Origin of the sequence: Myroides sp. ZB35, assembly GCF_001865835.1 — a bacterium.
GTDB lineage: Bacteria > Bacteroidota > Bacteroidia > Flavobacteriales > Flavobacteriaceae > Flavobacterium > Flavobacterium odoratimimum.
In genome coordinates this window covers 3,365,113-3,380,719 of record NZ_CP017769.1, presented here as the reverse complement: position 1 = coordinate 3,380,719, position 15,607 = coordinate 3,365,113, and the positions used below count along the sequence as shown (strand labels likewise).

The window sequence follows — 15,607 nt, the reverse complement described above, 5'->3', positions numbered from 1 at the left end:
TGCCCGTAGGGCGGGGTGGTTTCTTCGTTTAATCACGAATTTCAATTTAGTAATTACGAATGTTTACCAGTTCGTGCGGATTTGCAATACGTACAGTTATCACATACGCCTGATAACGTATATCACGCTCAGTATGTCATCCTGAGTGTAACGAAGGATCTCATCCTATGAGTCACGTGTGGGATCCTTCCTGTCGTCAGGATGACATACTGTATGTTTATGCAGTACTACTATTCCCCTCCTTAGGAGGGGGGCCCGTAGGGCGGGGTGGTTTCTTCGTTTAATTACGAATGTTTGCCTACGGCAGTAGGTGCGTATATTACATACAAAAAAAGACCGTTATATCACTATAACAGTCTTTTCTATCAGGATCTAAAACACTTTTTAGAAATTTGGTTTCAAGTTGTACTTTTTGTAGAAAGCATCAATTACTTCTACAACTTCGTCAGCTGAATCAACGATCTTGATTAAGTTCATATCTTCAGGAGAGATATTGTGGTATTTATCTAAAAGAACATCTTTTACCCAATCAATTAATCCACCCCAGAAAGCGCTACCTACTAATACAATAGGGAATTTAGCAATCTTTTTTGTTTGGATCAATGTGATCGCTTCGAATAATTCATCTAGCGTACCGAATCCTCCAGGCATAACTACAAACCCTTGAGAATATTTAACGAACATTACCTTACGTACGAAGAAATAATCGAACTGTAAGTTCTTATCGCTATCAATATATGGGTTGAAGTGTTGCTCGAAAGGTAGCTCTATGTTTAGACCTACAGATACTCCCTTACCTAAGTGAGCTCCTTTATTACCAGCTTCCATGATACCAGGACCACCACCAGTAATAATACCGTAACCTGCTTTACTTACTTTAAAAGCAATTTCTTCTGCTAATTTATAGTAAGGATCATCTGTCTTCGTTCTAGCAGAACCAAATATAGATACACATGGCCCGATACGACCTATTTTCTCATACCCATTAACGAATTCAGACATGATTTTAAAGATTCCCCATGAATCATTAGTCTTAATCTCATTCCAAGATCTTTGTTTGAACTTGTCTTGGATCTTAGCCTCTTCGCTTTCAAATGCTTCTTTCATATTCTTAATTTTTTAATTCCATTTTTAAAAACTTAGCTGTATAGCTTTTCTCATTTTTACATATTTCTTCAGGTGTTCCTTTAGCAACTATCTGACCACCTTGACTACCTCCTTCATAACCTACATCGATGATATAATCTGCTGTTTTGATAACATCTAGATTGTGTTCGATAATTAAGATAGAGTTCCCTTTATCCACTAATCTATTGATTACCTCCATCAGCACTCGTATATCTTCGAAGTGCAGACCTGTCGTAGGTTCGTCTAAGATATAAAACGTATTACCTGTGTCTTTCTTAGATAACTCACTCGCTAGTTTGATACGTTGAGCCTCTCCTCCAGATAGAGTAGTACTCTGTTGACCTAGGGTGATATATCCAAGTCCCACTTCGTTGATCGTTTTAATCTTTCTATATATCTTCGGAATATTCTCAAAGAATCCTACAGCTTCTGCTACAGTCATATCTAGTATATCTGATATAGACTTTCCTTTATAGCGAATCTCTAGTGTTTCTCTATTGAATCGTTTTCCTTGACATGTTTCACATTCTACATAGACATCAGGTAAGAACCCCATCTCTATGGTACGCACTCCAGACCCCTCACACGTATCACATCGCCCTCCTTTTACATTAAAGCTAAAACGACCAGGTTTATACCCTCGTATAGCCGCTTCTGGTACTTGTGCAAATAAGTTTCTTATATCAGAGAATACATCTGTATAAGTAGCAGGGTTAGATCTAGGTGTACGTCCTATCGGACTTTGATCGATAGAAATCACCTTGTCAATATGTTCTAAACCTACTATTTTTTTATAAGGTTGTGGTTTTGCTACTGCATGGAAGAAGTGTGTGTTTAAGATCGGGTATAATGTACCGTTGATTAACGTAGATTTACCAGACCCAGATACTCCTGTCACACAAGTAAGTGTCCCTAGAGGAATCTCTATGGTCACATCCTTTAAATTATTTCCTGTTGCGCCTTCTAACTTTAATGTTTTACCATTTCCTTTTCTGCGTTTTTTAGGAACTTCTATTTTAAGCTTACCATTTAGGTAATTAGCTGTTAATGTATCTTCTTTTAATAATTGAGCAGGTGTACCTTCACTTATTATCTTTCCTCCATTTTTACCTGCTTTAGGACCGATATCGATAACGTAATCTGCGCGTTCGATCATATCCTTATCATGCTCTACTACTAAGACAGAGTTACCGATGTCTCTTAGTGACTCTAGTGACTTGATCAACCTTTCATTGTCTCGCTGATGTAATCCGATACTTGGTTCATCCAAGATATATAATACACCTACTAACTGAGAACCTATCTGAGTCGCTAATCTGATTCGCTGCGCTTCTCCACCTGATAAAGTACGAGAGCTTCTATTCAAAGATAAGTAAGTTAATCCAACATCTTGCAAGAAAGATAGACGAGTAGTGATTTCTTTTAATACTTCAGACCCAATACTCTTTTGTTTCTCTGATAATTTGCTTGGTAATTCTTTAAACCAATTGATTAGTGTCTCTACATCCATCTGTATAAGCTCACCGATATTCTGATCGCCTATTTTGAAATAGAGTGCTTCTTTTTTAAGACGAGTACCATTACATTCAGGACAGTCGATTTCATCCATAAACTCTTTAGCCCATCTTTTAATAGTTGCACTATCACTTTCTTCAAATTGGTTTTTGATGAAATTGACAATACCTTCGAAGTCTATCTTATAGTTTTTCGTGATACCCGCTACTTTAGATACTACAGCGAAACTCTCTTGTCCACCATTTAGAATAATATCCATGGCTTCTGCTGGAATCTTTTCTATAGGATCATTTAGAGAGAAATTGTATTTCTCAGCGATGATCTCTAATTGTTTGAACATCCAAGATTTCTTCTCCGTTCCTAGAGGAATAAGTCCTCCACCTTTAATAGAAATCTTAGGATCTGGGATGATCTTAAGCTGATTTATCTCGTTGATCGTACCTAACCCATTACAGCATGGACATGCTCCCTTAGGAGAGTTAAAAGAGAAATTATTAGGTTCTGGTTTAGAATAAGAGATACCTGTGGTAGGACACATTAGGTGACGGCTAAAGAAACGAGCTGTCTCTCCTTCATGCTCTAATACCATGATGATATCATCTCCATAGTGCATGGCTACTTTGATACTTTCTGTAAGGCGTTGCTTAGTTTGTTCTGTATCGTCTATAGCTATTCTATCGATTACTGTTTCGATATCATGCGTCTTATATCTATCCACACGCATACCTGAAGTGATGTCTTTAATATCTCCATCTATGCGCACTTTTAAGAATCCTTGCTTCGCTATTTGTTCAAATAACTCTCTATAATGTCCCTTTCTAGCGCGTACTACAGGGGCTAGTATATTGATGCGTTTACCTTGATATTCACTGATGATCAGGTCTAGAATCTGCTCGTCAGAGTAACTCACCATTTTTTCGCCCGTATTATAACTATATGCTTCACCCGCTCTAGCGTATAGCAAACGCATAAAGTCATATATCTCAGTGATCGTACCTACAGTAGATCTCGGGCTTTTATTGGTTGTCTTCTGCTCGATAGCAATCACAGGAGACAGACCGTCTATCTTATCCACATCAGGTCTTTCTAGTCCTCCTAAGAATTGTCTAGCATAAGCAGAGAAAGTCTCTATATATCGGCGTTGGCCTTCTGCATAAATAGTATCAAAGGCTAGAGATGATTTTCCCGAACCGGATAAACCTGTGATAACCACCAGTTTTTCACGAGGGATAGACACATCTATATTTTTAAGATTGTGAACTCTAGCTCCTAGTACTTCTATTGTTTCTTCTGTTTTAGACATATTTTTTGGCAAAGGAACAAATATACAATTTTATCTCACCAATGAGAAGGACATCTGTCATTCTGCGATAGAGATTAGCAATTTTTTATTTCGTTGTTTTGTGAGTTTGTTATTTTGCGAGTTTGTTATTTTGTGAGTTTGTTATTTTGTAAGTTTGTTATTTTGTGAGTTTGTTATTTTGTAATTTTGCTTTCTTACCTCTTCACAAATAGCATCTTCACAAAAAAACACCTTCACACCTTCACCTCTTCACAAATAGCACCTCCACAAAATAGCACCTTCACGATTCACCAATTTTTTTGCTTAAAGCATATATCTGATTAGTAATATGTCCTATTTTCTCGCGTGTGTAGTTGTATTCCTCTATAGTTAAGAACTCAAGATCTAAACTAAGTATTAAGAAATTAATAACTTCCATAGCGGAAGAATAGGCGATATTTAAGAACCTTAACTTTTCTTTATTGCTGTTTCTTGACATTCCTTCTGCTATATTAGCTGGTATACTATAAGTTGCACGTCTTAATTGAGATACTAAACCAAATAATTCTTCTTTTGGAAATCTATTAGTAAGAATATGTATGTCCTTGCTTAAACTTCTGGCGTTCTTCCATACTTCTAAGCGTTCAAAGTAGTATATAAACATGAATGTCTTTTTTGTGTTCAATAAATGATTAATCAATAAATATTCCATGATCATGGATTGTTTATTATGAAATTGTTATTTCGTTGTTTTGTGATTTTGTGATTTTGTGATTTTGTGATTTTGTGATTTTGCGAGTTTGTTATTTTGTGAATTTGTGATTTTGCGAGTTTATTATTTTGTTATTCTGTGAGTTTGTTGTTTTGTGAGTTTGTTGTTTTGTGAGTTTGTGAGTTTATTATTTTGTTATTTTGTGAGTTTGTTGTTTTGTAATTTTGCTTTCTCTCACCTTCACAAAAAAGCACCTCCACAAAATAACACTTTCACAAAAAAACACCTCCACAAAAAAAGACAAAAAAAATAAGTACTTTTAGAGCTAAATTATAACACACAACAATGAAAGCGGCAATATTATATAAATCGGGTAGCACACCCAAATGTGGAGAGATAGACTCCATACTCACTGTGGAAGAGGGGCATAGGATCATTAAGGTCAAAGCTTCTGCGGTAAAGAATCTAGATAAATCTAGAGTAAGCGGAAAACACTATGCAAGTTATAAAGAGTTCCCTACTGTAGTGGGGACAGATGGAGTAGGAGAATTAGAAGATGGGACTAGAGTTTATGGTTTTGGTATCACAGGGATGTTAGCAGAGCAAGCCATAATCGGAGACAATTATACCCCTATTCCTCATACATTAGATAATGTGACAGCTGCAGCATTACCTAATGCCGTACTAGGATCAGCTATGCCACTGCTGATTAGAGCGAAGTTAGAAGCAGGACAGACAGTCTTGTTTAATGGAGCTACGGGATTCACAGGTCAAGTAGCAGTACAGATAGCAAAACACTATGGCGCTAAACATATCATAGTCACAGGGAGAAATGAAAAACTCCTAGAAGAATTAAAATCTTATGGAGCTAGTCATACGATCAATCTAAAAGATACAGACGAAAATATAAAACAACAATTAAGTGCGATTCACAAAGAGACTCCTATCGATATTGTAATTGACTATTTATGGGGCAAACCTATTTCGCTTATCATGGAGGTATTAAAGGGAGAGTCTATGACCCACCTTGCCCATACTACTAAGATCGTTACTGCAGGCGATATGGCAGGTAAAGAAATTGCGCTATCATCAGCCATACTTAGGAGTTCTGCTATTGAGATTTTAGGTTCTGGCTTTGGAAGTCTTTCACCAGAAGAACTTATAGTATTTAATAAAGTTATTCTACCAGAGATGTTTTTATTAGCATCGAATAATAAACTGCACATCCAGACCGAAGCACATGCGATAGAAGATATCGAGCATGTATGGAATAAGCAAGTCCCATCGGGTACTAGATTGGTGATTACTATTTGATATATAAGACCTGAAAATTTAAAGAGCTACTTTATCCGAAGTAGCTCTTTTTTTGTGTTTTCACTCGTTAGTATGATTAGTTATAACTGTATCGTTATAGTAGGACGAGACACTTTTTCTTTTGAATGAGTCCGTAGTGAGTCCGTTATGAGTCCGTAATAAGTCCGTTAATTAGCACAAAATAACGGAGGGAGTAGGGACTTACTTCTCAAGTATAAAAGTATTGTCTGAAAGAATAGCAATACGAACTATGAACTAGGCTAGAAACAACTTCTGTTAATGTTTATTTAAGAAAAATAAATCCTTAAAATAATAAATGTGTATTATTTTCGTTTATAATTTGTATATTAGTCATATACTTTAGTTTAATATTAATTTTTTAATACAGTATGAGAGCAGCTGTAGATTGATTTAGCTGTTGGTATTCGAATAATCCAACAGCCTATTGTTTAACATTTAAAATAAATAATTATGGCAAAGAATGATTTGTTTAGAAAAGATTGGTTGGATATCGTCTTTGAGCACCGCAATAAGGCGTATGGAGCGTATAATTTGCGCAAAAACAGTTCGCGTACCACCGTTTTATCCTTAGTAGCAGGAATGTTTCTCTTTAGTGCCGTATTTATTGTTCCTACAGTGATCTCTAATTTATTTGCAAGTAATGATCCAGGTTCGGTTATAGTGATTATTGATGAAGTTATTAAACCTACAGCAGTAGAAGAAGAAATCTTTACGCCTAAGGAGGAACCAATCGTAGAACTCCCTGCCAACAAGGTAGAAACAGTATTAAGCAAGACTAAAGAAGTAGAGTTTCGCGAGTTCGAGGCAGCAGATGCGAATGAGGTTACTACAGTAGATGAGTTTATAGATGCTAATCCAGGCGCACATAATCTAGATGCAGATCCAGATGGGGTAATTGCTATTGATGAAGCTAGAACAGATAATCCGGATGAAGTGGTGGATTCTAGTGACGCTACAGCAGGAGAAGCGCTAGAAGATACGACAGTGTATATAGGAGTATCTACTAAAGCAGAACCTTATGAGACAATGGCTAAATTTAGCAGCCGATTTGTAGGTTCATTTAGAACACCAGATTTAGATGCTAGTGTGAAGGAGGTAAAAGTTATTATGTCTTTTATAGTAGAGAAAGATGGTAGTCTAACAGATATCAAGGTGATGAGAGATCCTGGATATGGAGTAGGGCAAGAGGCTATTAGGGTCTTAAAGAGAATGCCAAAATGGAAACCTGCCCTAAATAAAGGAAAGGCAGTTCGTTCTCAGTTCACACTACCTGTTACGATTAGAGTTCAGTAAATTGTTTAGACTTTTCTATATTAAGCAGTATTCAGAGATGGATGCTGCTTTTTTTATTAAATTTAGTTTTTACTTAGTTGATTATGAAGACAAACATTGTGCAGTACTTATTTTTAGTAACCCTAGTGCTTATTGGAGGGATTATGACAGGCTGTTTAGATAAGAACAGGAATATTAAATCTTCTGTTGCGGAAGCCAAACAAATTGTGTTTGTATTTGAGCCTCAAGAGATAGACTGGAGTAGTAATCGCTTAAAGAGTAATGCAATTATATATTTTGATAAAGATAGCTTGCAAGTAAAGAACTATGCGGTAAACAACTATTTAAAAGGAGATACGATTGTGATTACTGTTAAGGATCAAGAAGTGTATTTTAACTATTACCTATCTAATGGTAAGGGTATTAAACAGAATTTATTTTATAATTTTCAACGTGGTGATACTATAGATATCAGATATGTTGATAATCTACCTTTAGTTGATAATCGACATAGAAAAGAAAATCTTGAGGAGATAAATATTCAGCAATACTTATATAGTAAACAACCTTTAGAACAAAGCTTGTTTAGAAATAGATATGGCAGGAATCGCTCTGCTGAGGAAGAAAAGAGATATCTAGTAGAAGAAGATAACTATTATCATGATGTATATTCAACTCTAGATTCTCTTAAACAAGTAAATCAGTTATCACAACGAATGTATGATGTACTATTTTATAGTAATTACTATTATAGAATCAATACTTATAAAGATACCTATGATTTTAATAGCATAGGTACAGAGGACTTGAGGCGTGATGATTTATTAGTGTCAGGAGCTTATCGCTTTTTCTTAGAGAACTATGTACAGTATTATTACGATATAAAAGTTCCTGATCCTCAAGTTCCTTTTGTAATTGATTACGAAGATGCTTTTAATAAAATAATAATAAGTACTGAGTTTAGCGAAGTGGTCAAGGAGTATCTGCTTCTGTATTATTTCGAACAAATAGTAAATAATGGAATTTTAAAGAAAGAATTAGAGCTTCTATATGAGAAGCTGAAGGTTAATGTAAAAAATGACAAGGCATTGTCTGTAATACAGCAGAAGTATGGAAGTAGGTTAAATAGTGTATCGGATGATAAAAGTGTTCTGCTGCTGGATTCTAATAACAATACAATTTCATTAACAGACATAGTAAAAGAGAATAAAGGTCAAGTTATTGTAATTGATTTTTGGGCTTCGTGGTGTGGTCCTTGTCTTCAGATGATGCCCTATTCCAAAGTTTTAAAAGAGGTGTTAGAACAAGAACCAGTGGTATTTGTTTACATTTCGATTGATAGTGATAAGAGAGCTTGGGCTACTGCTTATAATAAAATAGGATTACCTATTGGTAGGCATAATGTTTTGGCTATGAACTACCCTGAGCATTCTTTCTATGAAGAATTAAATTTGACAGAAATACCACGTTATATCCTATATAATAAGGAAGGAAAATTAGTGAATTCTAAAGCTGCATATCCTAATAGTGATGTGCTTAGAGAAGAGATTTTATCTTTGGTGAAAGAGTAATACGGTTTTATTTTACTGTCTAGAGCATTATTACAGAAGTTAGAGCAATTGCCAAAATAAATCATTTCAGTGTATACAATTTTTGCTTTTTAAAAAAGTGAATGCTAGTAATAGATTAAAGGTACCTTTAACTACTTATTTTAATAGTTAATTTAGTATTTGATTAAAAAGATGTTTAGAAGCAATTATGTTTTTATAAAATCTTTTTTTTGTTAAAATATTATTGATTATTCTAATATATTGTGTTTTTTAAAATTTATTTCTCTATATGTTTATTTGACGTGTTTTGTGTTTGTTTTTTTGTTAAATTTGTATTTAATATTTGTTTTTTAACATAATTACAAAGTACTGCTATGAGAATATTATTAATTACTTTTTTATTAATCAGCACATCTGTATTCAGTCAATCGAGTATAGGTGTTAAATTACCTAATAAAAATACAGATTTAACATTAGGGTCAGAGAATAAGGGGATGCTTCCTAATAGGGTGCAATTACAAGATGTATTATCTGCGGCTCCTCTAAAAAAGGAAAACATGGTTGCAGGTACATTAGTGTATAACACTACTGTAGACCCAACTAAAAACCTAGTAGAGGGATACTATTTTTGGCACTCTAGTAACGGCTGGTCTCGTTTATACATTAAGTATGTTCCTACGCGAGATATGAACTTCCTTGCGTTTAAGAAAACAACTAAGGAATATCTCTTACCAGATTACGAGATTAAGGTACCAATAGACGAGTTGAATTATGTATATAAGGCTGAAGAGAATGGTACACTTTTTTTAGATCTAAGTATATATAGTACTATGGCAGGAGGATCTGTAGTTATTGCGGGTAATACCTATTTGTTTACTAATATAGTAGATGAGACAGGGGCTGAGGTCTTTAACGGTGTTACTACAATGTCTCCTTTTGTTGCTACTGTAAATGAACCAGGCAAAATAACTGTAGGGATTTCTAACTTTTCTATCCCTGTAGTGAAAGGAAAAACATATAATATAAGTCATATAGGCGAAGAGTATTGGGCTGGGAATTTTTACAATGTTGCAAAACCTACGTTAGGCACACTTAGTATTGGAGGTAAAAAAGTATATTCATCTATGAAGGTTACTTTCTTATCAGAATTAAGTTTATAATATAAAAAGAGAATTGATATGAGATTTTATAAATATATATTGTTTTATTGTTTTATGAGTGTTTCTCTCTTTGCACAGCAGGGGATAAACACTACTTTACCTAACCCTAATGCGGAGTTAACTTTAGGCTCTACAGATAAAGGGATGTTGTTTAATCGAGTGAAACTAGTTAGTTTGAATTCGCCTAAACCGTTATCAGATACTAGTCTAGATGTAGGTGTAACGGTGTATAATACTAATGTGACAGGTGATCTTACAGAAGGGGTTTATTTTTGGTCTAGTGAAAAAAAGTGGACTAAAATTTATTCTAAAAAGACACCTACACGTCTTACTAACTTAGTAGGATACTTTAGGACAAAATCAAGTATAGAAGTTCCATATCAGCAAAGTGTGCAAATGAAGGATCTAGATTTTGAATATACTGCTTTAGAAGATGGAGTTTTGTTTTTAGAATATTTAATGGTAGCCTATGTTACTTATCAACCAGGTAATGCTACTTTACAAGGGGCTACAGATGCACTCTTCGAGACTATAATCACTGACTCTACTAAAAAAGAGATTTCTAGAGAGTATTGTGCTATTTCTCCTTATATGGTTGTGCCTGGTGATGGAAACAAAGCTGTGACTGCCGTAGGTATATATTATGTTAATGTAAAGAGAGGGGAGAAATATACGGTTAATACTTTTGCTAGTAATGTTTATGCTGGACCAAATGCTAATAAATTTAAGAATATGGTAGGTAACCTTGTTGGTCCAAATAGTAATTATCAATCGTCTTTAAAGGTTACGTTTTTGTCAGAACTTACGAATTAAAATTATGAAAAAGGAAATAGTAAAAAGGATTTGTCATGTCCTAACAGTAATGATTACATTATTCAATGTTTGTATGACTAATGCACAAGTAGGGTTGGGTAATGCTGTACTACCTATTAAAGAGGCGGATCTGACCTTAGAGTCTGACAATAAAGGATTATTAATAAATAGAGTGAAGCTAGTAAGTATGACCTCTGCTGCACCATTAGATCCTGCACATATGGAGGCTGGGATGATAGTTTATAATACAGTTGATACAGGAGATTTAAGAGAGGGGTTTCACTACTGGACAAGTGAGAATAGATGGATGCGTATGTATGTAAAAACCTCACCTAGTAGAGATATGCAATTTGTAACTTTTAAACTGACTAATAAGCAATATGATTTACAAAGTAAAACTACCACTCCTACAGTAGTGAATATGACAGAATTTGATTATGACTATGTAGCAGATAGAGATGGATTGTTATTTTTAGAGTTCGTTATTTATGGTGATATGAGTAGTAGTGAGAGAGCAGCTGCAAATATAATATGTACAACTGAAGTTACTGATAATACTGGAACTGTTGTTTTTACGGGTAATACTGTGCACTCACCATTATTAGTTACAGATTCGGGATTTAACTCTAGTGTAGGTATTTCTAATTTTAGTATAGAGGTTAAAAAAGGCAAAACATATAAGATTCGAACGAAAGCTACGGAGACGAATTATCCTGGTAAACAATATCATTATACTCTGAATAATGATGATAAATGGCTCTACTTTGAACCTAGGGTAGGAGATTTTGATTGGGCTCCGATTATGGCTCACTCTTCTATGAAGGTCACCTTTATGACTGAACCAATTTTGTAAGTATTGGTTTCTTATTAACTAATATAATTGTTTTGTATATTAATAGAGAAACGTCTAAATAAAAACTAAACCGAGTCTGTAGAGTCTCGGTTTTTTTGTGACTTTAGTCTTTAGGAGGTAAAATCTTAGATGTTTTCTTAATGAAGCCATCTTGACTTCATGTCTTATAGCTTGGTATGCTTTAATTTGTAACTGGTTGATATTTAACCATTTTTTTATTGTGTTTATTTGGGGTTTTGATAGAGGGAGAGAGCCACTAAATGTAGAAGAAGTTAGCTACGAAAAAGTTAGCTACGAAAAAGTAGAAGCTATAGTTGAAGAGGAAGAAGTAATTAGCGAAGATAATGTAGAAGAATTGGTATTAGAAGAAGAGGATAATGGTGATGGAAAAAGGGGATATGTTTATCGTAAACTAGTTAAAGAAAGAAGCCATTTTTTATTAGATATGTTTAGGATAAAGAGTTCTTATGGTTTATATACAATACCTTTTGATTTGAAGAAGCATTGCAGATAGTTTTGATTTTGGTGCTTAGTTTTAATAAATATTATTTATAGTTTAAATTATATTGCATTATTCTTTGTATATTCGGGTTGAAAAAAGAAAAAGAAAAGTTGTAAATGGCAAAGAAGAAGAAAACCCTACCCAAGGACTTTCAAGAATTAGTAGATGCTAAGGATATGAAAGCGTTAAAGAAAGTATTTGACACTTGTGAGATAGATGCACGCGGTGGTTATAGTAAGCATACTGCCTTGAGTTTTTATCATGTCAAGGATGAGTTTGTCCGTTGGATGGTGGAGAATGGAGCTGATCTGGAAGCTGTAGATACATATAAGCGAACAGCGCTACATGAACACGCTAGTAGACGCAATGGAAGTATAGCTGTTTTCTTAGAATTAGGAGCTAATATACATGCTGTGGATACCTATGGCACTACGCCATTACACTTTGCTGCAGGGTATGGACTTAATAAGGACGCTGTAAAGAGATTGATAGAAGTAGGAGCTAATATTCATGTTTTAGACTCTTATAAAGAAACACCTTTAAAATGCGCATTGAGACGTGCTAGTAATATTGACTTACCTGCTTTAGTAGAAATCACTAAGTTACTTTTACCATTTACAAAAGAGATTACGTTAGGATTAAAAGATGATGTTACTCGTATAGGAGAACGCTTTGAATTTCATAGAGAAAATTTTAATAAAGAGTTTGTAGTAGATAGCGATAAAGCTTTGACTGCTTTATATGAACTATTCGATGTCACGCCTGTTAAAAGACGTATTATGCACGATGGAGTATCTAAAATAGAAGTAGCAGGTACTACGTGGGAAGAACAGTTTGAGGAACTTTGGGACTACTTAATTCCTTCTAAGGGTAAAGCCAAGACTGTGCAAGGAGAAGTAGTGCGTATAGCAGGGAAGGTTCGCGATGAAATTTATAGAAATGGAGGGGGCAATTGGGATGCTGATTTTAAAAAGATGTTAGATGCTTTCTTAGTGTATGTATCTTCTTCGAATGCATTGTCTCAAAAGGAGCTAGAAGACATCACTGCGTTAGTAAAGGAAATTCGAAAAAGTGGTGATGGTGAAACGAGAGAGCTTAATTATCTATGTGAATCGGCGAATAATTGGGTACTTAAGAATAGCAATCCAATAAAATTAGGTGAAGTGAAGTATAAGAGATAATCTTTAATGATAATTGATATGAAGTATTTGTATTTATTACTGTTTTCTAGTTGTATTCTATCTGCTCAAGAGTTTAAGGAAGTAGAAGTGATGAGATATTATTATGAAAGCAAGGTCTTAACTGATAAATCTGTAGGTAAAATTAAGGATGGGACAGCTGTTGTTGATGTGCTAGAGGATCAATCTCGATTTATGGATTATGCATCTTATGAGAGAGAGAGATGGCGACTAACCAAATCAGAGAATACTTCTAAAGAAGAGATTATGCAAAAAGTAGTGTCTTATGTACCTGTTTTTAATTGGTTTGTAATGACAGATAAGGATACCAATACCTTTTATGATAAGATAGGGCGATTACATAACTACTATAAAGAAGATAGAAATGAAATCAAGTGGGATATCAAAGCAAGTAAACTAAAGTGGTATGATTATGACGTGCAAGAGGCAACTGCTACGTATGGAGGAAGGGAGTGGACAGTATGGTTTACACAAGGTATTGCAGGGCAAGTAGGTCCTTATAAGTTCAATAATTTACCAGGATTCGTAGTAAAGGCTTGGGATACCGAAGGACAGTATTCTTTTGAATTTTTAAATAGTCAAAAGATTAAAGTGATTTGGGATGTAAATGAAATAGGGACTTATACAGAATCTTCTAAAGAGAAGACAAAGAAGGCCATGAGTATCAATGCTAATAAGACCTTTTTAAGTGATTTAGAGGGAACTGGTATAACTATAGGTGAAAAAGGGCAAGAGAGTTTAAATGTAAAGAAGGCAAATTATATAAATCCTATAGAACGCGATTATTAGATATAAAGGCCGATATAATTCTTTATTTTAATTAGAATTGGTTAAATCTTCTTATTTTTGTATGCTTTAAAAAGCAACAACACAACACAATGAAGAATTTTCTTGAGCGCTACTTTCAGTTGAGTAGCAATGGTACTACTATTAAACGAGAGTTTATAGCAGGTATCATCACGTTTCTGACCATGTCTTATATCTTGGTCGTGAATCCAAATATCTTAGCAGATGCAGGGATGGATAGAGAAGCGTTATTTACCACAACTGCCTTAGCTACAATCGTAGCAACCTTATTAATGGGTTTTTATGCAAAGTTACCCATAGCGCAGGCACCAGGAATGGGACTGAATAGTTTCTTTGCTTATTCAGTAGTTTTGACCTTGGGATATACTTGGCAGTTCGCTTTAACGGCTGTATTTATAGAAGGGATTATCTTCTTGTTATTGACGTTTTTTAATGTACGAGAACTTATTGTTAGAAGTATACCGAAAGTTTTAAAAGAAGCAATACCCGCAGGTATTGGGTTATTCATTACTCTTATAGGACTGAAGAGCGCTGGTGTAGTTGTATCAGATCCTAATACCCTAGTGAGATTAGGGGATTTTGGTCAACATACTGTATGGATGACTTTCATTGGACTTATCGTGACGGGTATTTTATTAATCCGAAATGTGAATGGAGCTATTCTATTTGGTATTTTGAGTGCTACTATTTTTGGGTTGATCTTAGGGGATGTAGCATTGCCGACTAGTATTGTCGCGTTGCCACCTTCTATAGAGCCTATCTTTGGAGAGGCGATTAAACCTATGTTTACAGCAGAGGGATGGAATCAGATACTGTCTATTGATATGGTGGTAGTGGTGTTTACATTCTTATTCGTAAATCTATTCGATACTGTAGGGACGTTAATCGGAGTTATTTCTAAGACTAATTTGGCCGATAAGAATGGTAACTTTCCGCAGATGAAAAAAGCCTTATTTACTGATGCGATGGGGACTACAGTAGGATCTATCTTAGGAACGAGTTCTGTTACTTCTTATGTAGAGAGTGCATCAGGAGTAGCTTCTGGTGGGCGTACAGGATTAACTGCAGTAAGTGTGGCTGTTATGTTTGCGTTAGCTTTATTCTTAGGGCCTATCTTTTTGATTATTCCAGCTGCTGCAACAGCTCCGGCTTTAATCATAGTGGGGTTATTCATGATTTCGTCTGTGACTAGAATCAACTTTGAGAAACTATCAGACGGATTGCCTGCATTCTTAACGATCGTTTTTATGCCTTTTACTTACAGTATTGCTGAAGGGATTGTATTCGGTATGTTGAGTTATACCATACTAAAAATAGGAGCAAAAGAGCACAAGGATATTACGCCAACTGTCTATGTATTATCGATACTTTTCTTAGTAAAGATTGTGTTGGATGTGGTGACAAAATAAGTTTTTTTGTGATGTTGTTTTTCTGTTTTTTCGTTTAAGAGAACTATCTTTTACAAGTAAATAGAATTAC

Annotated in this window: 13 protein-coding genes; 10 read left to right on the top strand and 3 right to left on the bottom strand. The window is 34.8% G+C overall.

Translation table 11 applies throughout. The annotated features are described in order from the left end of the window. Positions 1-384: 384 nt before the first annotated feature. The 3 genes from BK054_RS14985 to BK054_RS14975 form a co-directional block, all read right to left on the bottom strand. Positions 385-1,107: a TIGR00730 family Rossman fold protein gene (locus BK054_RS14985; protein ID WP_006260044.1), complete on the bottom strand. Its 723-nt coding sequence runs from the start codon at positions 1,105-1,107 to the stop codon at positions 385-387. 4 nt (positions 1,108-1,111) lie between these two features. Next, entirely contained in the window at positions 1,112-3,946 is a 2,835-nt protein-coding gene (gene uvrA / locus BK054_RS14980) for an excinuclease ABC subunit UvrA (protein ID WP_058699974.1), read from the bottom strand. A gap of 280 nt (positions 3,947-4,226) precedes the next feature. Further along, positions 4,227-4,637 carry a four helix bundle protein gene (locus BK054_RS14975; RefSeq protein WP_006261341.1) on the bottom strand — a complete coding sequence of 137 codons (411 nt, stop codon included), beginning with the start codon at positions 4,635-4,637 and terminating at the stop codon, positions 4,227-4,229. Positions 4,638-4,982: 345 nt separating this feature from the next. Here BK054_RS14975 and BK054_RS14970 point away from each other — a divergent pair, with 345 nt between their 5' ends. From BK054_RS14970 to BK054_RS14925, 10 genes are all read left to right on the top strand, one after another. Beyond that, complete coding sequence (locus BK054_RS14970; RefSeq protein ID WP_006265460.1) at positions 4,983-5,951, top strand: zinc-binding alcohol dehydrogenase family protein; 969 nt, start codon at positions 4,983-4,985, stop codon at positions 5,949-5,951. A 471-nt stretch (positions 5,952-6,422) separates the two neighbouring features. Continuing rightward, complete coding sequence (locus BK054_RS14965; RefSeq protein ID WP_071307428.1) at positions 6,423-7,265, top strand: energy transducer TonB; 843 nt, start codon at positions 6,423-6,425, stop codon at positions 7,263-7,265. 83 nt (positions 7,266-7,348) lie between these two features. Then, entirely contained in the window at positions 7,349-8,815 is a 1,467-nt protein-coding gene (locus BK054_RS14960; RefSeq protein WP_058699976.1) for a TlpA family protein disulfide reductase, read from the top strand. Between the two features lie 353 nt (positions 8,816-9,168). Continuing rightward, on the top strand, positions 9,169-9,954 hold the full coding sequence (locus BK054_RS14955) for a hypothetical protein (RefSeq protein WP_006263700.1): 786 nt from the start codon (positions 9,169-9,171) through the stop codon (positions 9,952-9,954). Positions 9,955-9,972: 18 nt separating this feature from the next. Next, complete coding sequence (locus BK054_RS14950) at positions 9,973-10,767, top strand: hypothetical protein (RefSeq protein ID WP_006261335.1); 795 nt, start codon at positions 9,973-9,975, stop codon at positions 10,765-10,767. A 4-nt stretch (positions 10,768-10,771) separates the two neighbouring features. Then, positions 10,772-11,620, top strand: a complete 849-nt coding sequence (locus tag BK054_RS14945) for a hypothetical protein (protein ID WP_006261334.1) — start codon at positions 10,772-10,774, stop codon at positions 11,618-11,620. A 220-nt stretch (positions 11,621-11,840) separates the two neighbouring features. Then, on the top strand, positions 11,841-12,134 hold the full coding sequence (locus BK054_RS14940; RefSeq protein ID WP_058699977.1) for a hypothetical protein: 294 nt from the start codon (positions 11,841-11,843) through the stop codon (positions 12,132-12,134). A gap of 104 nt (positions 12,135-12,238) precedes the next feature. Then, a complete protein-coding gene (locus tag BK054_RS14935; protein ID WP_006261332.1) occupies positions 12,239-13,303 on the top strand; it encodes an ankyrin repeat domain-containing protein in 1,065 nt (354 codons plus the stop codon). 18 nt (positions 13,304-13,321) lie between these two features. Then, on the top strand, positions 13,322-14,110 hold the full coding sequence (locus BK054_RS14930; protein WP_006261331.1) for a GLPGLI family protein: 789 nt from the start codon (positions 13,322-13,324) through the stop codon (positions 14,108-14,110). 89 nt (positions 14,111-14,199) lie between these two features. Beyond that, positions 14,200-15,537, top strand: coding sequence for an NCS2 family permease (locus BK054_RS14925; RefSeq protein WP_006260052.1), 1,338 nt, complete (start codon positions 14,200-14,202; stop codon positions 15,535-15,537). The last annotated feature ends 70 nt before the right edge of the window (positions 15,538-15,607 follow it).